The 20,483-nt window shown below is 60.0% G+C and carries 16 protein-coding genes and 1 pseudogene; 12 read left to right on the top strand and 5 right to left on the bottom strand.

The window, feature by feature from the left end:
• Positions 1–474: 474 nt before the first annotated feature.
• Positions 475–1,359 (bottom strand): hypothetical protein, encoded by an 885-nt coding sequence (locus NKJ93_RS26805; RefSeq protein ID WP_352548626.1) that lies wholly within the window; start codon positions 1,357–1,359, stop codon positions 475–477.
• A gap of 300 nt (positions 1,360–1,659) precedes the next feature.
• Here NKJ93_RS26805 and NKJ93_RS26800 point away from each other — a divergent pair, with 300 nt between their 5' ends.
• Entirely contained in the window at positions 1,660–1,893 is a 234-nt protein-coding gene (locus NKJ93_RS26800) for an exonuclease/endonuclease/phosphatase family protein (RefSeq protein ID WP_352592158.1), read from the top strand.
• A gap of 85 nt (positions 1,894–1,978) precedes the next feature.
• On the opposite strand, the gene ligD is transcribed toward NKJ93_RS26800, so the two are convergent.
• Positions 1,979–3,757: a DNA ligase D gene (gene ligD, locus NKJ93_RS26795; protein WP_352592155.1), complete on the bottom strand. Its 1,779-nt coding sequence runs from the start codon at positions 3,755–3,757 to the stop codon at positions 1,979–1,981.
• Between the two features lie 157 nt (positions 3,758–3,914).
• Here ligD and NKJ93_RS26790 point away from each other — a divergent pair, with 157 nt between their 5' ends.
• The 7 genes from NKJ93_RS26790 (at position 3,915) to NKJ93_RS26760 (ending at position 10,192) form a co-directional block, all read left to right on the top strand.
• Entirely contained in the window at positions 3,915–4,157 is a 243-nt protein-coding gene (locus NKJ93_RS26790; RefSeq protein ID WP_352484268.1) for a DUF982 domain-containing protein, read from the top strand.
• 359 nt (positions 4,158–4,516) lie between these two features.
• Positions 4,517–4,759 (top strand): type II toxin-antitoxin system Phd/YefM family antitoxin, encoded by a 243-nt coding sequence (locus NKJ93_RS26785; protein ID WP_031195006.1) that lies wholly within the window; start codon positions 4,517–4,519, stop codon positions 4,757–4,759.
• On the top strand, positions 4,759–5,175 hold the full coding sequence (locus NKJ93_RS26780; RefSeq protein WP_352592153.1) for a type II toxin-antitoxin system VapC family toxin: 417 nt from the start codon (positions 4,759–4,761) through the stop codon (positions 5,173–5,175). The genes NKJ93_RS26785 and NKJ93_RS26780 overlap by 1 nt, the downstream gene beginning before the upstream one ends.
• Complete coding sequence (locus NKJ93_RS26775; RefSeq protein ID WP_352592150.1) at positions 5,165–6,337, top strand: site-specific integrase; 1,173 nt, start codon at positions 5,165–5,167, stop codon at positions 6,335–6,337. The genes NKJ93_RS26780 and NKJ93_RS26775 overlap by 11 nt, the downstream gene beginning before the upstream one ends.
• A 192-nt stretch (positions 6,338–6,529) precedes the next feature.
• On the top strand, positions 6,530–7,204 hold the full coding sequence (locus tag NKJ93_RS26770) for a protein-L-isoaspartate(D-aspartate) O-methyltransferase (protein ID WP_352592147.1): 675 nt from the start codon (positions 6,530–6,532) through the stop codon (positions 7,202–7,204).
• 588 nt (positions 7,205–7,792) lie between these two features.
• Positions 7,793–8,497 (top strand): Crp/Fnr family transcriptional regulator, encoded by a 705-nt coding sequence (locus NKJ93_RS26765; protein ID WP_352496223.1) that lies wholly within the window; start codon positions 7,793–7,795, stop codon positions 8,495–8,497.
• A gap of 927 nt (positions 8,498–9,424) precedes the next feature.
• Positions 9,425–10,192: a LuxR C-terminal-related transcriptional regulator gene (locus NKJ93_RS26760; protein ID WP_352592144.1), complete on the top strand. Its 768-nt coding sequence runs from the start codon at positions 9,425–9,427 to the stop codon at positions 10,190–10,192.
• A 651-nt stretch (positions 10,193–10,843) separates the two neighbouring features.
• On the opposite strand, the gene NKJ93_RS26755 is transcribed toward NKJ93_RS26760, so the two are convergent.
• From NKJ93_RS26755 to NKJ93_RS26745, 3 genes and pseudogenes are all read right to left on the bottom strand, one after another.
• The gene (locus NKJ93_RS26755) at positions 10,844–11,137 is read right to left on the bottom strand and encodes a hypothetical protein (protein WP_352592141.1); all 294 of its coding nucleotides are present in this window, start codon (positions 11,135–11,137) and stop codon (positions 10,844–10,846) included.
• Between the two features lie 217 nt (positions 11,138–11,354).
• Positions 11,355–11,772, bottom strand: a pseudogene (locus NKJ93_RS26750) (PIG-L deacetylase family protein); the annotation flags it as partial.
• Between the two features lie 321 nt (positions 11,773–12,093).
• The gene (locus NKJ93_RS26745) at positions 12,094–12,927 is read right to left on the bottom strand and encodes a LuxR C-terminal-related transcriptional regulator (protein WP_352592138.1); all 834 of its coding nucleotides are present in this window, start codon (positions 12,925–12,927) and stop codon (positions 12,094–12,096) included.
• Between the two features lie 1,466 nt (positions 12,928–14,393).
• Between NKJ93_RS26745 and NKJ93_RS26730 the strand changes: the two genes are divergently transcribed.
• The 4 genes from NKJ93_RS26730 (at position 14,394) to NKJ93_RS26715 (ending at position 20,482) form a co-directional block, all read left to right on the top strand.
• On the top strand, positions 14,394–16,148 hold the full coding sequence (locus NKJ93_RS26730) for a polysaccharide biosynthesis/export family protein (protein ID WP_352592135.1): 1,755 nt from the start codon (positions 14,394–14,396) through the stop codon (positions 16,146–16,148).
• A gap of 364 nt (positions 16,149–16,512) precedes the next feature.
• Complete coding sequence (locus NKJ93_RS26725; RefSeq protein ID WP_352592133.1) at positions 16,513–17,802, top strand: GNAT family N-acetyltransferase; 1,290 nt, start codon at positions 16,513–16,515, stop codon at positions 17,800–17,802.
• 122 nt (positions 17,803–17,924) lie between these two features.
• On the top strand, positions 17,925–19,187 hold the full coding sequence (locus tag NKJ93_RS26720; RefSeq protein WP_352592207.1) for an NAD(P)-binding domain-containing protein: 1,263 nt from the start codon (positions 17,925–17,927) through the stop codon (positions 19,185–19,187).
• A 446-nt stretch (positions 19,188–19,633) separates the two neighbouring features.
• Complete coding sequence (locus tag NKJ93_RS26715) at positions 19,634–20,482, top strand: hypothetical protein (protein WP_352592130.1); 849 nt, start codon at positions 19,634–19,636, stop codon at positions 20,480–20,482.
• Position 20,483 lies beyond the last annotated feature (1 nt).

Raw genomic sequence — 20,483 nt, 5'->3', positions numbered from 1 at the left:
CATGGCCTCAAGGACGGGTGTGGGTCTCCGCATCGTCGACGCTCGAGCCGCCTTCAGCGGCCGGCACCTGACCACGCGCGCTGTCAGTCGGCTTCGCCGGCATGGAACAGGGCTGCACCAGGCGTACCCCAAGCCCCCGCCCAGCCTGGCGCGACGCGTGACCGCCCGCCGCGCCTCGCGCTCGGCGGGTTTGTCATTTCCGCCGCGGTGCCCTTTCCGCCTTGTAAGGGCGGTATCCAGCGACGAACATTTTCTCCACGCTGCTAAGGAGCGATATGACAATTCTTGCGGTAACTTCCAAGCGATACCCGACTCCCCTCTCTGATCGGGGAATCACTTTACCAAATCAATGCGTTTCCACACAGGCTGGACCCAAGGCGGTCGCCATCAGTCAGCAGTAGACCTGCCCAAGCTCCGCCCGACCGAAGAATCCGTGTGTTGCGGCCGCCTTAACGCCGGATGTGAGCGCCGCATCTACCGCTCGCGACTTCGCCTACTACGCTCACTGCCGCGGGCTTTTCGACGGGCAACTCTAAGTTCGGCGAGCGTTGGCCTCCACCAGCCTCTGAAGCGTTCGGTCGGCCCGGCGGATAGCCGAGCGGGCCATGTGCTCACAAGTTCGGCCAGCGTAGCCGAACGCCACCTGCCCCAAACGAAGTCGCCGTTCGCAGGCATTGCGCGGGGGTAGAAGGCGGCTACGTCGGATAGCTCAACCAGTTCACCGGAAATTTCAGTGAAGACGACAATCCCGTACTGCTCGGTTGCGACAGCGCGGCCCAGAGTAGGTAGATCTTGAGCTGGCAGCGGATAGCGATGGCGCCGGCGTTCAGCAGCCCGCTTTTGTGCGGCTTTATATGCTTCGGTGTTCCTGGCGGCTGCTCGTCGCCGTTTCCTCTCCTCCGGTTCGGCATGCTGCGCAGCTTTTTCGATGCTTGGCCATCGGCGCCGTAGCTCTTCATATGAGCGGAACGGAACTCTCCAAGCCCGCAACTCATCGTCCCAACTCGCCCACGGAACAGCGCGCAATTCTTCAAGCACGGTCCTCGAATAGGAGGTGCGAATGCGGAGGTCGTCCGCGATCTCCAGATACTGGCTCGATATTGGGTCGAAGGCGAAGGCATCGCGTCCCTTGCTATCGTCATGGGGCGCCCGTAGCGCTGCCTCTTGCGCCAGCCAGCGGTCGATCCGCCGGGCCGCCGTCTTGCCGGGTACGAACCAGCTGCTGCGCTCGTCGCTCCATCTGGCACGCGGAAAGGTTTGCTGAAACCGCTCGATCGCCATTCGATCGAACGAAAAGCGGGCCTCGGCACCACGTGCATCCTTTTTCTGCGGCGCGGGACGAGCGTTGGATTCCGTCATTGTGCATCAACCGAGTTCGCTGCACGGAACGCAGCGCCGGCCCTAAAAGTTCACCAGCCTGACGGACTCCGCGGAATATGGCGCCTGAAGTGATCCCCGATGCTCGAGACCGGCGAAGTGAATCTTTTCCCACGCTCGGCGGTTAGGGAGAGCCGAGAGGATGACCAATGTCTAAACCAGATGGGAGAGCGGCTTGCGGCCGTGCGGCCGATAAAAGCTCGTTCGTGGCAACCGTGGTGCCGAGACGTTGGCTAGGCGGACGCAGTCACCTTTCCGGAGAGCCGGCAAGCCTACGCCGAAATGCTGGGTAACGGCTGGATTGATGCCGTCCGCCGCATCCATCCACAGAAAGGCATCTACACGTATTGGAACTTCTCCTACCGGGGCGGTTATGATCGGATGGATCATCTCCTCGTGAGCCCATCACTTTCGAACAGGTTACGTGATGCCGGCGTGGACGCTGATTTGCGAGGTTGGGAAAAGCCGAGTGATCATGCGCTCGCCTGGATAGAGCTCGACCTCTGCGGCAAATAGTTGAGTGATCCATTGTTCGGCTAGGCGTCTTCGCCGACTGCTGACAAAAATCCCTGCCGGGAATTTCGTTTCCTGCCCTTGATCCTCACGCTGCCTTTCTGACGGCCGCCCTGAACGGACGGTCGATGGTGAAGGCATCTGGACGGATGGCTGCCTCAACCTGGCTCCAGGTCACGGGATGAGCGATTGGGAAGCCAGGTCGCGCTCGTGGGGAGAAGGCGCCGACCGCCGTGTTGCCGCGCCCATTGCGGAGGTAATCAATGAAGATGCGGCCCTTTCGGGCTGCCGGTGCGGCGGAGAGCAGATAGCGATCAGGATGAGCTTCAGCGAGGCGCTTGGCGAACGACCGGGCAAGGAGCCGGGCATTGTCGTGCGTGATCTTCGTCGCAAGTGGGGCCATCAGGTGAATTCCCTTGCCGCCCGTCACCTTCGGCCAGCTCTCCAGACCTTCTGGTTCCATGATGTCGCGGAGCGCTAGCGCGGTCCGGATGACCTCATCCCACTCGACCCCCTCACCCGGGTCGAGGTCCAGAACGATGCGGTCGGCATGCTCGATGTCATCAACGGTGGCATTCCAAGGATGCAGCTCTACAGCATCCATCTCGACCAGCCCTAGCAGGCCGGCAAGGTCGTCCACCCACACGCGCACACCTTCGCCACCCTCGCGCTTCTGAACGCGCAACTGATGCACTGCTGGCGGGATCTTCGGCAGCGCGCCCTTGTGGTAAAAGGTTGCGCCGAGAGCATGGCGGACCAGCTTCAGCGGTCGGTGGCCGAGATGGACGAGTGCGTGATCGGCAACCCTCTGCCAATAGCGCGCAAGCTCTTCTTTGGACGGCGAGACCGCCTCGGGCAGCAGTTGCAGGATGTTCTCGCTGGGAACGCCATATTCCCGGGCTGGCCCACGTCGCTTTGATGGCGCAGGAGGCTTGGCCGGGATCGCCACGAGGTCTTCTCGCAGACCCTTGAACACGGCTTCACGCAGCACGCCGCGATCTGTTACGCCACTGAATTGCACCTCGGCCAGCACGTCTGGTCTGACCCATGTCGCCTTCGGTTTCAAAATGGGCTCTGACAGAGGCGACTTGCTGATGATCAGCGGGTCAAGCCGCTCTCGAACCAGTCGCGCAGCGCTCAAGGTGTAGCCGCTGCGAGCCTTCCCGGCATAGAGCAGTCGGTCGCCCTCGCGACGGCCTATGTAGAGCGATGCGATCCGGCGCGGGTGAGCGCCGAGCTTTTCCACGAAAGCGACAATGGGGAAGGTGTCGCTCTTGATGCACTTCACTTTGAGCCAACTCGTCTGGATACCCGAGCGGTACGTGGCATCGGTGCGCTTGGAGACAATCCCCTCCAAGCCCATTCGGCAGGCATGTTCAAACACGTCCGTGCCGCTCACCTCCAGATGCTCGGCATAGGTCAGTGTCGGCGCTGAGTTCTTAAGCAGCTTCTCTAGGGCTGCCTTGCGCCTCACCAGCGGCTGCTGTCGTAGATCGCGCCCGTTGAGGTGCAGCAGGTCGAACGCGTAAAAGATGAGCCTCGCCGAGTCTGGATTGCCCAACTCCCGTTCCAAGGCTTGGTAATCCGGCAGGCCGCTGTCGCCGAGAACGACAGCCTCCCCGTCGATGATCGCCGCCTTCACCGGCAAGCCCGCCGCTGTTTGAACAATTCGTCGGTATCGATGCGACCAGTCGTAGCCACGACGCGTGAAGGCCCGCGCTTTACCGCCCTTAATGATCAGCTCGGTGCGGTAGCCGTCGTATTTGATCTCGTGAAGCCATTCGCCGCCCTCGGGCGCATTCTCGACCAGCGTGGGCGACTGGAACTCAATGAAAGCGAGCTGGCCATCCCCAGCTTTGGAACTCATGGCATACTCCTGACCTTCCACCCAAACCTTGCGGCCAGTGAATAGGTTCCGCAACAGGGCTGGCCGGAGGAGTAAGGCCCCGAGCCGGTTTACCCGATCCTTGCTCGAACCGGGCGTGGTTGAGGGAACTCTTAGTTAAGCCGTCGCTTATGTACGAATGTCGCTCCATTGGTTCTCTCCGCCGGTCTCCGTAAGGACCACCCGCCCTGGCATTGCTTATCAGTGCAACAACGTCGAGGGAGCCGCCGAGCAACTGTTGCAGTGGACCAAGCGTGGCCCCAAGTGGCACAGCGCAGTGCAGCTCTGCATGGATGCCATGATCGATCAGGTGAAACCCGAAGTGGTCCGCAGGGCGTTTCTCGAAGCGGCCAAGGAAGAGGGAAACCTAGTGCCTCCTTAGCATCTGCGACCGAAAGCCCTACTCTTGGTTGGGCACGAACCTAACAAAGAGCATCGTCGGCTCTGCAGCGAGGCGGGTCGTAGAACTGGCAAGCGAGGACCATTGACTTGCCGACTACCGCTGCGCCTTCAGCGATAGTCAAGCTATCCGGCATTTAAGCTGACTTGCAGGGGATTTTCTCGGGCCTTCTCACTATCGATAATTCTCTCTTATCGATAGCGATCAGACCAAGGCTTGACCAATCTGCGGAATCGGCGCTATCGTGGTGCAGAACCGTGTTTGTCGTGCATGGCTGGGCTCAGCGCGACGCGAGTCGCATAGCGCGCTACAGCACCGCAAGCTCCTACGAGGACAAAACAATGACCATCACGGTGAAAATTGGCGAGGCCAAAACCCACCTTTCGGAACTGCTCGCTAAGGTCGAGGCCGGTGAGGAGGTGATCATTTCGCGCGGCAACGATCCCATTGCCAAGCTGTCCCGCCTTCCCCAAAACCAGGATCTGGGCGCCTTGATCGAAGAGGTCCGCGCCGCGCGGGCCCACGCAAAACCTGTCACCACCGAGGAAATTCTGGCCTGGAAGCATGAAGGCCACCGTTACTGATGCGTCTCGTCCTGGACGCGTCCATAGCCGCGGCCTGGCTGCTGCCGGAGGAGCACAGCGCGGTCGCCGAGACCCTGGTTGCCGGCCTGACGGGGCGATCGCCGGTGCCGTCGCTGTTCTGGCACGAGGCGCGCAGTGTCGTGCTGATGGCCGAGCGGCGTAGCCGCATCGCCGCAGGCGAAGCGGCCACCGCCATGGCACGGCTGCGCCGATTGCCGCTGGAGGACGCCGGCGGCGGGTCGGACGGCACGGTGCTGGCGCTAGCGGCCGCGCACGGTCTCAGTGCCTATGACGCCGCCTACCTTGCGCTGGCCATCGAAACCGAGTTGCCGCTGGCGACCCTCGATCGCAAGCTCGCCGTTGCCGCGCGCGGCAAGGGAGTCCGCATTTTCGGACCGCTCGCCAATGGCAACTGACCTCGTCGCTCGGCCACCTGGCAATGGTGTTCGACGCGCCGAGGCGCTCGACGCATTGGATTCGGTGCTGCCCTTCGACCGGCGCGATCTTTTGGCCGAAATCCTGACCGACGACGATGTCGCAACGCTGCGCCACCTGGCCAAAGAAGGCATCGGCGCAAACTCTCTCCGCGCGCTGGCCTCCGACCTTGGCTATCTCGAGGCATGGTCTTTTGCCGGCACCGGTTCTCCGCTGCCCTGGCCGGCGCCGGAAACGCTTTTGATCAAATTCGTCGCCCACCACCTGTGGGATTCTTCCCGGCGCGAGAGTGATCCGACCCATGGCATGCCGGCTGACATAGCGGCGTCGCTGGTAGCCCAGGGCCTGTTACGGGTGACAAAAAGACCGCATGCGCCGTCCACCGTGCGCCGGCGCCTGTCGAGCTGGTCCACCTTGACCAGATGGCGCGGACTTGTCGGAAACTTCAACGCGCCGGGGCTGCAGAGCGCCATCAGACTGGCGGTGCGCGCCGGCGCCCGGCCGCGGAACCGCAAGAGCAAGAAAGCGGTGACCGCTGACATTTTGACCGCCCTCCTGAAGGCCTGCGCCGGCGACCGCCTCGTCGACATGCGCGATCGCGCGCTGCTCATCACCGCCTTCGCCTCGGGCGGTCGCCGCCGCAGCGAGGTTTCTGACCTCCGCGTCGAACAGCTCATCGAAGAAGAGCCGGTGCCCGCGGATCCCAAGGATTCAGAGGGGCAAAAAATTCCCTGCCTAAAAATCCGGCTCGGCCGGACCAAGACGACACAGGCCGATGGCGACGCTTTCGTGCTGCTCGTCGGCCGGCCGGTGACGGTGCTGCGAGCGTGGCTCGAGCGCGCCGGCGTCACTGAAGGCGCCGTGTTTCGCGGCATCGACCGCTGGGGCAATCTCGAAGCGCGCGCCCTGACGCCGCAGGCCGTCAATCTGATCCTGAAGCGCCGCATCGCCGAGGCCGGGTTCGATCCGCAAGCCTTCTCCGCCCACGGCCTGCGCTCCGGCTATCTCACCGAAACCGCACGCCGCGGCATTCCGTTGCCCGAAGCCATGCAGCAGTCGCAGCATCGCTCTGTGCAGCAGGCCTCGAACTACTACAATGACGCGGAACGCACGCTCGGGCGGGCGGCGCGGATAATCGTCTGAGTCGCAGATCGATCCGACCCTTGCGGCGCGCCCAGAATCTCAAGAGTCGCCGCCGGCGATAGCCTGCCAAGACTGTGACTGTCACCCACGCTTGCCCTGGGCACCCGTAATGGAAATGATCGCGGGCGCTACCGTGACGAACAGGATATAAGGCTCTCTGGCAGCAAGCTGGTTGAGGGAAGCCCCACCGTCATGAAGCCAATGAACGAAGAGCATCTCGCGGTTCTACGCAGGCACATGGTCGAGATGATTGCAATCCATACCGACCTTGCAAGCGAAGAACTCGGCAAGGCGGCGCTCGATGAGCAGGTGATGGCAGCGATGCGGCGAGTGCCGCGGCATCTCTTCGTGCCAGCCTCGGTTGCACCTTATGCCTACCAGGACATGCCGCTGCCGATCGGCTTCGATAAAACCGTCTCGCAGCCTTTCATCGTCGCTCTCATGACCGATCTCCTCGCGCTGCAACCGCACGAGGCGGTGCTCGAGATCGGCACCGGCCTGGGCTATCAAACCGCAATTCTCGCGGAGCTCGCCGGGCAAGTTTGGAGCGTCGAAATCATCGAGGAATTCGCAAGCCATGCCGAGGCTCTGCTGCAGGGCCTCGGCTTATCCAATGTCGGCATTCGTGTCGGAGACGGGTCGCGCGGCTGGCCTGAGCACGCCCTATACGACAAGATCCTGGTCACCGTGGCGGCTGGGCGGGCGCCGCCGGCCTTGCTTGAGCAGCTCAAGCCGGGGGGACGCCTGGTTCTGCCTGTGGGACCTGAAGATGTGCAGTTGCTGACGGTCATCGACAAGGATTCGGCAGGGCAACTGAAGACTCGCAAACTCATCCCGGTTCGGTTCAGCCGGCTCGAAACGGTCTAATGAGGTGCGACAACTGGCGCGACCGCGCGTTTCCGACCGTCAATCAGATGCCAGCCTTCCGCGTTTCTTCGCCCTTGGTGAACGCGAAGAAACGGTAGAGTCGAGGTGTGGCGCAATGGCGGTAGGTTGAACATATCTGTTTGCCGCCCCTTCGTCTGGCCCTGCCTTATTGATTCAACCTTGGCTCCGTTTCCACACCCCGCTCATCGAACCGGACCTGCAGATCTCCCGCATCCGGCTCTCGGACAAGTACTCACGCCTTCACCCACGACACGCCACGTCCAAGTCGGGTCAGACGTACGAGCCCGAAGTGCTCGTAAAGATGCGAGTCTGGATAGGCTCCGCCCTTGCTTCGTGCAGGCTAGCTGCTGCTGAGCAATGATCTCACCACACTTCTGCAGGGGCGTAGATCGTCTCGCCGAAGCCGGAAGACTTGACCGCCTGATGCTTGCAACCCCTTGATCTAAACGCAGTCTACCTCATTCGAACAGACGAGGACAGTAGGCCATGCTGCCTCTACCGTGGGTCGTCGTTCTGTCAAACTCGTGCGGGAGAAATTATTGTAGGTTGTGCGGAAATTGAAGCAACATGCAAACACTGTTGCAGTTCATACACTCGCATCCCGTAGGGGGGACATTCTCGAAGGACGATTGGGGTAACAACGATTTTCTCGGTGTTACCGCAAGAATTTACAAACCCCATTCGGTGATATCCCGCCAGGATGACAACAACGATGGGATATTCATCGTAAAATCGGGTTGGGCCCTCCTTTACCGCGGACTACTGGACGGAGAACGGCAGATCATCGACACTCCTCTGCGGGGGGACATTGTCGGTTTCCGTTCCGTGGACGGACCCCGTTTAGCGTCCCTGGCGTCCATAACCGAACTAGCTGTTTATGAAATTTCCAGCAAGAAACTGATAGAGGCCATCTTGTCGGAAGGCCGCCTTGGGAAGACCATCGCCTGCTCCCTAGCCCGCCTGAACGCCATCCTTGCCGAACATCTCATGAATGCCGGGCGGCGGAACGCGATGAGCCGCACCGCCCATTTCCTGCTCGAGTTGGAGGAGAGGCTCTCGATCGTTGGCCTGTCGGCCCATGGAAGATATGAGTGTCCCCTTACCCAGCACGAATTGGCCGACATCCTCGGAATGACCACCGTTCACCTCAATCGGACGTTGAGGGAACTCCGCAAGGCCGATCTCGTCGCTTTCAAGGCAGGCCATGTAGAGGTGATCAACCGCAAGAAGCTGGTCAAGACAGCCGGATTCGACAGCGAGTACCTCAGGTAAAGGTTATTCCCTCTAGCTCGGGTTCAACCGTCTCGCGAACTTTCGCGTCGCCGCCTGCGGCGCGGTGCTGGGCGCCAGCGCGTAGGCCATCAGCAAAATTTCTGCTGGAAGACGACAGTGCGCCGTCGCTTGAGCAGTTCCAGACGATGCTTAGTGCGCGGCTTACCTGGCGGGCCCGCAATCTATCTTGACGAGGGCAGCGGCAAAGGCCCGATTATCATGACCGACGGCACCATGGCCTATCGCATGAGGAGAACGTGCTGCCGAAATGCGTGTAAGCTGCCCATAAACTGCGGCAGATACAGCCAGGTGTTCTTGGACCTAAAGCGCTTGGCCACGGATGCCACGAACTGCGCCCTGGTCATGCCAATATCCACCTTCAGGATTTCTCGTCCACAATCGCGAAGAACTACCGATCCTCCCTCGAATGGCTGCTGGGCTTGGGGTTTGGCTGAGCGGTCCCATCCTGAGAATGGCATCATCGCCTACCCGGTTAGTCAACCTCGCAGAGCTATCCCACTCCTTGGCATTCCTTAAGCGGTCGGGAAGCATTCCAACGGTTGGCACATGGCCAAAGAGATTGAACCTGACCGGACCCGCGCGTCACGATCGAACTCGCGGGAGCTTCAAGGCGGGGTGACGCGGTCTCAACACATGCCTCAGGCGACCGTCGACGCGAAATTTTCTAAAAATTAACTTATGTTAGAGAACGCTTATAAATAGACGATAGGCTGCACAAGCTGTTCTCGGCTAGGGGCGAAGAACTGCTGAAGACTGCTGGGTGAGCCTCACGCTTTCACAAGGGCTGGGTGTTCGATCACAAGCGCATTCAAACACAGGGCAGCGTATTCAAGCTTTCAGATTGCGAAGAATGAGGGGTGTTTTGGCAGCCGCAACGCGGCTTGTGCGAAAAGATTGGGGATTGACATGGGTTCCACAGCAGGACGGCGTAAACACACGGCCAATCGGTCAGGAGTGCTGTCCAGCGGAACGGAAAGTGTCCACGGCCAAGGAGGCAGGGGATGCCTCCTCATCCTGGACGGAAGGGCTCTAGGCCGCGAGTGTCTCGCATCGGCTCTCGCGGACCACGAACTCGGCATGGAGATCGCCGCCATGGGTTCGATCGATGAATGGCGCGTGAAGAAGGGCTCGGCACCTCCCCTTGCAGCCATACTCTTCAACCTTGGCGGCCGGAAGGTCACCGATCATGGCATCGCAGACGAGATTAGGCATATTTCGTCCGAATTCAAATCAGTCCCTGTGGTTATCCTGGCCGACACCGAAGACCTTGCACACATACTGACCGCTCTCGAATGCGGCGCACGCGGCTACATTCCGACCTCGGTCGAAATCGATGTCTGTGTCGAGGCTATCAACCTTGCGGCAGCGGGAGGCATCTTCGTCCCGGCGAGCAGTGTCCTTTGCATGCGCCACCTGATAGGTTCGGGCAGCCGCGACACGCAGCCTTTGACAGGCATGTTCACGCTCAGGCAGGCCGAGGTCGCCCAAGCGCTCCGGCGCGGAAAGGCGAACAAGATCATCGCCTACGAACTGAACTTGCGCGAAAGCACCGTGAAGGTCCACATCCGAAATATCATGAAGAAGCTGAAGGCGACCAACCGCACGGAAGTCGCCTACAAAGTCAACGATCTCTTCGCGAAAGGAACTCCTGCTGAAGCGTATCCCAAGCAATAAGACGGCCAGCCCTCGGGTGAATCCCGGCGGGCCGTCTTAGTGAAAGTCGGGGGATCTCCGTTGCAGTGAATGGCATCCGGGAGCGGCCCGAGATACAGCGGCCCCCCGCCCCGGTGGGTTCGTTGCCCCGAGCTTTCTGATAATATGCTGTAGGGGATTTTGGCGGGGTGCTCCGAAGCGCCCGGCTTCGTCGCGATGATCTTGTTCTGCAGGCCTCTGGAAAGCTGTTCCAAGGGGGCGGTGTCAGAGGCAGTGGTCCGCATGCGGCCGCAGAAGCTCTCGGCGCTCGACCCGACGGCAAGCCGGCGTAGACATACCGTCCCGTGTTCCTGCAGGACATTCAGGCGTGGAGTGCTCATCCCGCTCTCGTCATCAGCTGCACCCGCGACGAGGCGGCTGTCATGAAGATGATAGCGGCCGCCGACGGTGACTGGCGGTGATGAGCACGACCTCACTTCGGTTGCGGACCAATAAGGTGACGGCCGTCTGACAAAGGGGTCTAGGTGTCGCCGAAGGGCTTCGCTGGGACCCGCACAGGGCGGCACGCAAAGCCAAGAAGATTCCAGCCAACAGGAAACTGGCCTGGAGGACGACCGCTTGAAAAGGGAAATGCGCGACTTCCGCCAGCTCGGAAGCTGACCGGGATTCGGGTTAACTTCCTGCTGAATCCGCCGATCCATCTGCAGTGTCAGGGAAAGTGTGTCTGGCCACCCATCTTATGGCTTCTTCGATCGTATCGAAATTCTTGTGCTGCCCGCTCAGCAGCCCGAAGCCTGTCTCAAGGAACCATTTGCCCTTCGTGGAGTAGGCTTCCTCGTCGATCTGAGTAAGGACCGCGACCAGTTGGTCCCATTTCCACACCAGAACCCCGGATTCTCCGCCCTCGACCGTTCCGATCCGGGCTTTCTTGAACGAAAATCCATGAGCAATTTTTGCTTCGCCCACTTTGATGAATCCCTCAACTTCAAAATGGATAGTAAGAACGGTCGGCCCGAATGGCCAGTTCTGTACTGTCTTTCCTTGTAGATGTCTTTTGGCCGGACCGCTGTAGACGAATAGTTAGCAGATCGCCCGATGAGTTCAAGGCCCACTCCATTTTTCGATGGTCGGCCCGCAAGTTTTTTGCGAGAGAATGTGTGCAAACTGCTAAAGACTTTTTTGGCCTTTCGGAGCGTGAAGCCTCGGCGAAATGCTGGGGTGCCCGGCATTCCATCCAGCGCAACCTAGCAAGCCCAGCGAGTGTCTGGCGGTCGAACCAGTCCTTGGAGCGCTGCGTTCCGAAGTGCTTGTCGAGGCGCTCGATCTTGCGTTCCAGCACGTCGGCCGTGAGCGGCACGTAGGCATTGGGCTGGCAAAGGTCGCCGTCCCATTTCGGGGCGGCATTCGAGCACCAGATGATCGCGGAAGACGTTCCAGGTCAGTTGGTTGACCTCCCGCTGGTCCTGATGGGCGTCGAACCTGGCCTGGGTTAACACCACGTCGCGATGAACCCGTGATCTTACATGCGTCAGCCACTGCTTTATCGATCGGCTGTGGGCGGGGAAGTAGCTGTCTTCGAAATCCGCGACGGCAATCATAAAAGGCCGGGTCGTGGTCCCGTTGGCGGGGTCCACCTCAGCGCCCCATTGCGATCAGTCTCTACTGCACCCTCCTTACGCTACCATCGCCGGGGGTGTTCTTGATCGCGGAACCTCGTATCAGGGCGTAGCTTTGGAAAGTGCATCGTAGAAAGGTGTGGTTGCGGGGACCTGAGACCATCTCCAAATTGCGGTTTTCAGCATCGGGATCTAATGTACTGGGTAGCTGGTCGCATGGTTCGACCGGGGTCTTCTTCGTGCGGCAGCATAATGCAGCGTACAGGTCACCAGCCCGAAGGACGATATGTCAAGACGCGGAGGCGGTCACATCGGATGAGTGTTCTTGAGAAGGTGGTACTCCTTTTGTGCTTCAAGTAGCTCTTGCGGATGGGGAGAAGGCTGAGTTGCCGTCTTTTCGGTCCCTGACGGGCGATTGCCAGGAGCGGAAGTGAGCATACCATGGTTCATCGCCCAAACTGCAGCCTGGGTACGGTTGCCGACCCGAATCTTTCGAAGGATAGCCTTCACGTGCACCTTCACCGTCGCTTCGGCGATGTTAATCTTGCGCGCGATTGTTTTGTTAGACTCCCCTCCGATCAAGCAACGTATAATACACTCTTCTCGAGTTGACAACATTGATGGTTCTCGATCAGCATTCTCCATTGTAACATCCACATTTGTAAACTCATGTACCGCATCATATTTCAGACCATGTCTTATGTCCTGAATAAACGTCGAAGTTTCTGCAGGTAGAACCGTCTGACCTAGCATAACCAATTCGAGAGCTTTGATGAAGGTGTCGTGAGCGGCTACTTTTGTCAAATACGCGTCAGCCCCCGCACGAAGGGCTGAAACTATATCGTTCGGTCGACAGTGATCGGCTAGCGCAACGACATGGCTGGTCGGATAGATCCCTTTAAAATCTGCAATTTGTGCGAATCCAGCATCCGCATCAGTACCGTCGACATCCATGATGAGCAAGATGGACCGGTGCTGGGGTAGCGGCTTCTGCAGAAGGTCGTGAACACAAGCCGCAGAGAAAAGAATGCGAAACTTTGCTGCATCCAGAATTAGAACAAGGCCCTCTCGGAGTAACTCTCTTGGGCTGACAAGCACTGTTATAAAAGACTTTGTGGTCATCAAGGATTTCGTTGTCATCGTAGCCTCCCCTGACGCGATTGAGGTACACACGTCTCGCAAGGCGCTCCTCGCATAGTTTCTTTTTTGAACGTGTTACCTTACGCTAGGAAAACCCTAGATAAGAACACCCTCTTTAGGCGTAGGGTAGCTTCGTCGAGGGCTACCCCGGATTCTCGAGCTTGAGGCTTTGGTGAGGGGTGCGAGCCCTGGCTTTCAGCCGCTCCGGGCTGCGGGCCAGCACCATCGTGGCGCCGGATGCGCGGGCCGCGAGAGTTGCCGGGCTTGTCTCCCGTGGGGCGCGGGTGGTGCCGCCGGTCTGGCGCGGGGCGGCGCGGCGTGTCAGGCGGGAGAACCGCGGGCCCAGGGGGCCGCGCCGCGACCAGCCGCCATTTTGGGATGAGGGCGCAGGCCGAGGAGAAGGTGATCTTGACGCGGCGCGCGCTGATCCTGACCAGCGCCCGAGCTTCACCAGCTTGAGGAGCAACGTGCCACAGCTGGCATGGCGACTGGGTGTGGGCCAGGGCGATGCGGCGCAGCGCGCACAACAGCACGGATACCTTCCGGGCATCGAAATGGGCGATGGTCTGCCGAGCCGCTCCTTGCGTTGCACCTGCGGTGAGCAATAGAGGAGTTGCCTGGCGCGGCCCCTGGGGCGGCCCATATCGGGGCAGCGCTGCCGGGGAAGTCCCGTGGCTGAGGCCGAAATTCGAGCCTGGTGAGATCCGGCGAGAGAAATGAGTCAGGCGGGCCAGTTCTGCTATTGCTATCTCGATAGATGCCAAGATTGACGGCTTCGTCGAGATCGCCTCTTCATTCATCAGGCGAGTCAAGCCGTCGATCAGGTCATCGACATAGCAGAATGACCGGGTTTGCGACTAGGAGCCGGAGATCGTGATCGGCTCGTTCTCCAGGGCCTGGACGACGAAGTTGGAGACGGCCCAGCCATTCTGCGAACGCATGTTGGGGCCGCAGGGGGTTCGAGACGCTGCGTCGGACCACTATTTCCGGCTCTTCGTTGCGTTCGATCGCCTTTGTCCCGTTTGCCATCAAAGAGGTTCTCCTTCACCGCAGCAATCTGCTCATTGGACGAGTTCGCCTAAGGGGGTGTTTATCCGGAAGGAGTGCCTACAAAGGGATAGTTGTGCCTCTGGCGGTGAAGGGTCACGATACGGCAGAGCCTTCCTCGTCGACCGATGCTCGCCAGTTCGGGACGGGCTGGCCACCACTGAAAGTGAAAGCCACGCGCCATGGCCATGGATGCAAAATACAATTCCGAGCCCGTCACTCCCTCGTCACAGGCGGCCCGCCGCAGAGGAATGAAGGCCGTCCTGCTTGTCTTGGGGGTCTCAGGGGTCACCGTCCTGGGGGCGGGAGCGGTCAGAAACTGGGAGCCCATCGAGGCTGCCTCCGGAGCCGTGGCGCAGAAGGTCGAGGCTGCCTCCGGAACCGTGAGACGGAAGGTCGAGGATACCTCCGGAGCCGTAATGGAGAAGGTCGAAGATGCCTCCGCAGCCATGGTGCAGAAGGTAGAAGATGCCTCCGCAGCCGCGGTGCAGAAGGTCGAGGCTGTCTCCGCAGCCGTGGCGCAGAAGGTCGAGGATGTCTCCGGAACCGTGGTGCAGAAGGTCGAGGATGTCTCCGGAACCGTGGTGCAGGGGGTCCAGGATGTCTCCGGAGCCGTGGTGCAGAAGGTGTCTGCTGCTATCGATAGCTGGCAAGAACAACCGGTTCAAGCCATGGCCGAACCCTCCCGTGCGATCGTGTCGGGACCGGATGCGTCGGCCGCGACGTTCGTCGAACGGAGCGCCGTCCCTGCGGTCCCCACTAGTGCCGAGCCCCCCAAAATCCTCAGCACGGGACCGGATGCATCGGCCGCGGCGTTGGTCGAGCGGACCGTCGTCCCTGCCGTCCCCACCAGTGCCGAGCGCCCCAAAACCCTCAGCAAAGCGCGAGGCATGCCAACCGGAGCCCTGTTCGGCGTCGGCGACCGCCTCAAGGTCGCATTCTACGAGCGCGTCGACGTCGAGGAAGACAAGTGGGGGGGCGCGTCCTCGGCCTTGCACGGCATCCTGCAGCGTCCGGAACTGAGCGGCGAATATATTGTCCAAGAGGACGGCACGATTTCCCTGCCCTTGCTTGGCTCCATTCCGGTCGCCAACCGGTCAACGCAACAGGTACAGGCCGACCTGGTGGAAACCTTCGATCAACTACTGGGCCGCAAGGGGCTGGTCAACATCCTGCCGCTGGAGCGCCCGCCCATTTACGTGCTGGGGCCGGTCAAGAATCCAGGCTCGTTCAAGTACGCGCCCGGCATGACGATCCTGCACGCGATCGCGCTGGCCGGCGGACTCGACCGGACGGAGAGCGAGCCGTGGCAGAAGATCGAAGCCGTGCGTGAGACCCAGAAGCGGAGCGGGGCGATCGATGCCATGTTGAAGTTGCTCGCGCGCGCGGCGGTGCTGAAGGCCGAGCGCGACGGTACGGCACCCACTATCCCGCGCCAGTTGCTGGAACTGGCCGGCGCGACCGAAGCGGCTAACCTGGTCAACGAGCAGAACGACCGGCGCAAGGCCGTCGCCACGGCCCGCAAGGATCGCGAGCGCGCGAACCTGCGTGCGCTGGAGGCGGCCAAGCAGGATATTGTCGCTTATGGGCGCATGGAGTCGCTCGACAAACTAGTCAAGCTGCGCCAGGAGCGCGTCAACAGCATGCGCACACTCGTGGACCGCAAAGTTCTCAGCATGACGGTGATGGATCAGATCCAGAGTGAGTTGTCCGACGCGGAACAGCGTCGGCAGGACGCCCTCAACCAATACGCGAGCGCCAAGCAGCGCCTCGCTTCGCTGGAGTCTGAGGTGTTGCGGACCCGGGCCGACCTCAGGAATGATCTGGAGGTCGAGATCGAGACCATCGAGAGCCAGATCGCGGCCAATATGCGCGAGTTGAACGCCAGCGAAGGCGTCCTGTACACGTTGCCGGTGACCCGCGTCCAGTTTGCTAAGGACGCGAACAGCGCAACTTATCAAATCGTGCGGCAATCGGCAGCCGGGCCGGTCAGCATTGAGTCCGTCGGCATGACCCTGTTGCAGCCAGGCGACCTCGTCAACATCATCGTGGGCGAAAACGAGCCAAGAGAGCCGGCCGGTTCGCCCGTCCCGACCTCGTCGCCGACCAGCGAGAGCTTGCCGGCCGCGTCCAACCGCAACGATGTCGAGCTTTCCCGCGTGGTGAGGGAGTAGAGGATCGGTTTGATGCCCGGCAAGGGGATTGGTCTGCATGGCCGGTCTCCATGGATGAACTCGTCGGGACGAAGTGGGAAGCGCGAAACGACCACTCGCCGACAGCTTGAACGCTTCAGGAACGAGCATGTCCGCCTCCGCTCAGGAGTTCGGATCATTGGCAAAGGTGCAGTGAGATGACATCGAACGGGACACAGGTGCCCATCAAGCGGGATTGGTCAAAGATTTCGGAATTTTGTCACGACGGCGCGCACGCTCGAGCGGATATTTGCGCTAGCGTCTACACTTCCGGCGCTTGCAAGTCTTCACTTTCAGCGCTCGCGACATGAAGTCTTCACCAAACAGGAAAAACTCCGAGTGCTCCATGGACGAACAGCAGCTCGCAGCGAGGATACTCCTGGCATTCCCGCCGCAATGCGCAAAGGATCAGGAAGATCTCTGTATGTCAGAACCTCTTGATGTCTCAGCCATCGGTGCGGAACGCTATCGTGTCCCTTCAATAGAACAAGCCATGCGCCAGGATACCGTCATCGACGTTACCGTGGAGGCCTTGCCGGACATCGCGAGACTCGAGCCCGTTTGGAAGGAGCTCGAAGCGCGAGCAACTCACTCATTCTACCTATCCTGGCTCTGGATCGGAACTTGGCTGCGGCATCTGCCGGGGGGCGCGCAACCACATGTTCTAGTCGCTCGGACGTCAAGCAGGGTCGTTGGGTTGGCGATTATTTGCCGGCGGAGGGCGTGGAGTTTCGGGCGGCATGCGCGGGCGCGTTGGTTGCTCAATGAAACCGGAGATGTTCGTTTCGATCGATTGTTCATCGAGTACAACGATATTCTTGCGGAGCGATCCCTGGCCGATGCCACTCGAGTGGCATGCGTCGAGGCCTTGGCGCATCACTTGCGCCACTCTGACCAACTGGTGCTCTCCGGAATTGAACCGGAGTTCGAGTTGGCCGCTTGTCGCACCGCGGGCCGGGCCGGGTTCCTTACCGAGGTGAAAGCAGAAGATACGGCACGGTGGATCGATTTCGCCAAAGTCCGCCAGAAAGGCGGAAATTACCGCGCCACATTGGGCCGCAATACTCGGCAGGCGGTAAGCCGTGCCATGCGGTTATATGCGGAACGCGGCCCCATTGCGTTCCGGACCATGGAAATGACATCGGAGGCACTCGCCGCGTTTGATTTGCTCGCCGAGCTTCATCAGGCGCGGTGGGGACGCAAGGGAGCCTTTGCAAATCCGAGCTTCCGTCGATTTCACGAGGAGCTCATTGCACGCGGAGCTCCCACCGGGACCGTCCGCATCTCACGGACGTTGGCTGGAGACCAGACAATTGGGATCCTGTACAATTTCGTGCATGACGGCCGTGTTTACAACTACCAAAGCGGCTTTCTGTATGAGCGCGACGGCCGGCTCAAGCCCGGGCTTATCAGCCATGTTCTGGCTATTGAGGACAGCATCGGACGCGGGGAATGCGGCTACGATTTTCTGGCAGGCTTCTCCGGGCACAAGTCCCACCTGGCCAATGCGGAGCATCCCATGAAGTGGATCGCAATAGGCAGAGACAATCCGGAGCGCCGCATCGAGGCAAAGCTGCGCGGTGCCAAGCGGGTGCTGGGGCGCATTGTTGCCCGGATGAAACAGGCCGCGGTTTGAGGCGTCGGCCAAAAAAGGACCCGCCACTCAATGTCAAGTATTGTAGCAGGTTCTTGGATATGTGGTCGGCGGGTGCGGACCTTCGGCAGGCGAGGATCAACAGGAGGTGCGCTTTGTATACGATGTGCGATGTGACCATTGTCGGTGCTGGCCCCTATGGACTGTCGGTAGCCGCACACTTGCGCGGACTGGGCATTGACTGCCGGATAATCGGCAGCCCCATGGAGAGCTGGAAAAGCAAGATGCCGAAAGGCATGCTGCTCAAGTCAGCTGGGTTCGCATCAAACCTTTCTGATCCCGAGCATGCTTTTACTCTTCGGCAATTCTGCATCGAGCACGGCAGTCCTTATGACCATTTGGATCTTCCAATTCCGCTGGAAACATTCTCCGCCTACGGGTTGGCGTTCCAAAAACGCTGCGTGCCGGACGTGGAAGACGAGGAACTCGTTTCCTTGGTTCCGGCTCCAGAAGGATTCGATCTTCGCATGAAGAGCGGACTATCCCTCAGGACGCGCAAGGTGGTGATCGCAACAGGCCTGACCTATTTCCGCCATATCCCCGAGCTGTTCTCCCGACTGCCCACCGATAAGCTTTCGCATGCCGCTGACGTTCACGACCTCCAAAGATTCGGGGGGCAGCGGGTCGCGGTACTCGGAAGCGGAGCATCCGCAATTGATATAGCGGTGCTCTTGAACGAAGCGCGGGTCGACGTTCAGCTTATCTCGCGCAAGCCGGCCATCATTTACAGTGGTCGGTGGGGAGGCTCAGGCTCGCACCCGGGGCTACGCCGCCTGGCACGTCCCGTTTCTGGAATCGGCCCGGGTTGGAGACATCGACTGTTCGCGGACTGGCCTTGGCTGTTTCGGTATTTTCCCGAGTACTATCGACTTGAAATGGCAGAAAAGTTTCCCTCGCCGTCCGGAGGGGAGCCAATGAAAGATCGGGCAGCAACCATTCCTTTGCTTGTGGGACGCTCGCCGCAGGAGGTGAGATTGTCAGAGCACGGAGTGCAATTAAAACTACTCTCCATGGACGGCAACACTCACATCGTAGAGGCAGATCATGTAATCGCGGCAACTGGATATAAGGCCGACGCGCGTCGTTTTCCTTTCTTAAGCTCTTCAATTGTCGAACAGCTGCGTCTTGTCGGAAAAACTCCGAGGCTGTCCGCGAACTTCGAGTCGTCCATCCCGGGCTTGTATTTCGTCGGGCATGTATCGACTACGACGTTTGGACCGGTCATGCGTTTCGTGTTTGGCACCGACTTCACCTCTCGCACGATATCAAGGCACCTGGCGAGTCTGCGGCCTAGGCCGTGGCGAGCGGGGCAGCATCGCCCCACCTGTGCCGGCATCTTCAGCCGGAAATGTGGACGCTCGCCTTGAACCAATCAAGGGAAGTCAGTCTTCTCGCTAGGATTGGGGCTATCATGCCTAGTCACGTGATAAATCCGCGGCAACACACTCTAGCAGCCGATGGCGCACCGACACCCCTCGTCTTGGGAGGAGGAATAAACGGCCTGTCCGCTGTACGCAGCTTGGCTCAAGCGGGACTGCGGCCGATTGTAGTAGTTGAGACAAGGTATGATGTGGCAGCTGTATCGCGATATGCCCAAAGAGTTATCGTTTCGACATTTAACGGCGAAGAATTTGTGGAGGAACTAGTTAGATTGCGAAAGGGAATGCCTCAGAGCGGTGTAATAATATTTGCCGATGACCGTCCACTTTTGACTGTGTCACGGTACCGTGACCGTGTAGCTCCCTGGTTCGACTTCCAACTCCCACTCCACGGACTGCTGGTCGACTTAACGCTGAAGGAGCCATTTTTTCGTTTGGCCGAGCGCGGTGGCTTTCCGGTGCCAAGAACCCTCTTGGCGCAGAACCATGGTGACTTGATTGGCCTGCGTGACCTTCGCCCTCCGTTGTGCGTGAAGCCAAACAGCCGTTCTCCGGCGTATGACGGCTCTTTCAAGAAGGCTTATCGCATCGAGACCCAAGCCGATGCTCGGCTGCTTTGCGAGCGAGTGCTGGACACGGTGGGCGAGGTGATTGTTCAGGAGTGGATTGAGGGGTCGAATGACTCCATCTACTTTTGCCTGTGCTACCTGCGCCCGGGTGCTTCGGTCGCCTTTACGGGCCGCAAAGGCCGTTCCTGGCCGCCTCAGATCGGCGTGACCGCTAGTTGCTGGGCGGCGCCGGAAGTCGCCGAGGAATTGGAGGAGCTGACAATCCGCTTCTTCCAATCAATCGGTTTGACGAACGGCTTCGCCAGCATGGAATTCAAGCGCGACCGGCGTGACGGTGTATTTCGATTTGTCGAGCCAACCGTTGGCCGGATCGATGGGCAGGTGGAGATCTCCGCCCTTTGTGGCGTCAATCTCTGTCATGTCGGCTATTGCGACGCCGCCGGGCAGCCACACCCACCATTAGAGCTTGATCCGACGCACGTCTGGCGCGATGAATTCAGGGATTTCATCTCGGCCCGGCTCCTTGGCGCCGGCTGTTTCTATCCGCCGAGTCATCGGATTCACAACGCCTACTGGCGCTGGGACGATCCAGGTCCGGCGCTACTGGAGTCAGCAAAAGCCGCGAAAGAAACGCTGCGCCGTGTGATCTGGCGCGCTATCAAAACTGAACCGATTTCAACATACCGAAAAGAACAATCAGAGTTTAGGTGCTGAT

Source organism: Mesorhizobium sp. M0028 (assembly GCF_040323855.1).
GTDB lineage: Bacteria > Pseudomonadota > Alphaproteobacteria > Rhizobiales > Rhizobiaceae > Mesorhizobium.
This window is presented reverse-complemented; position numbering and strand designations above follow the sequence as displayed.

Coding starts and splice junctions, on each gene's coding strand:
- NKJ93_RS26805 (WP_352548626.1), bottom strand. CDS start 1,359: ATGACGGAATCCAACGCTCGTCCCGCGCCGCAGAAAAAGGATGCACGT.
- NKJ93_RS26800 (WP_352592158.1), top strand. CDS start 1,660: ATGCTGGGTAACGGCTGGATTGATGCCGTCCGCCGCATCCATCCACAG.
- ligD (WP_352592155.1), bottom strand. CDS start 3,757: ATGAGTTCCAAAGCTGGGGATGGCCAGCTCGCTTTCATTGAGTTCCAG.
- NKJ93_RS26790 (WP_352484268.1), top strand. CDS start 3,915: ATGTCGCTCCATTGGTTCTCTCCGCCGGTCTCCGTAAGGACCACCCGC.
- NKJ93_RS26785 (WP_031195006.1), top strand. CDS start 4,517: ATGACCATCACGGTGAAAATTGGCGAGGCCAAAACCCACCTTTCGGAA.
- NKJ93_RS26780 (WP_352592153.1), top strand. CDS start 4,759: ATGCGTCTCGTCCTGGACGCGTCCATAGCCGCGGCCTGGCTGCTGCCG.
- NKJ93_RS26775 (WP_352592150.1), top strand. CDS start 5,165: ATGGCAACTGACCTCGTCGCTCGGCCACCTGGCAATGGTGTTCGACGC.
- NKJ93_RS26770 (WP_352592147.1), top strand. CDS start 6,530: ATGAAGCCAATGAACGAAGAGCATCTCGCGGTTCTACGCAGGCACATG.
- NKJ93_RS26765 (WP_352496223.1), top strand. CDS start 7,793: ATGCAAACACTGTTGCAGTTCATACACTCGCATCCCGTAGGGGGGACA.
- NKJ93_RS26760 (WP_352592144.1), top strand. CDS start 9,425: ATGGGTTCCACAGCAGGACGGCGTAAACACACGGCCAATCGGTCAGGA.
- NKJ93_RS26745 (WP_352592138.1), bottom strand. CDS start 12,927: ATGACAACGAAATCCTTGATGACCACAAAGTCTTTTATAACAGTGCTT.
- NKJ93_RS26730 (WP_352592135.1), top strand. CDS start 14,394: ATGGAGAAGGTCGAAGATGCCTCCGCAGCCATGGTGCAGAAGGTAGAA.
- NKJ93_RS26725 (WP_352592133.1), top strand. CDS start 16,513: ATGGACGAACAGCAGCTCGCAGCGAGGATACTCCTGGCATTCCCGCCG.
- NKJ93_RS26720 (WP_352592207.1), top strand. CDS start 17,925: ATGTGCGATGTGACCATTGTCGGTGCTGGCCCCTATGGACTGTCGGTA.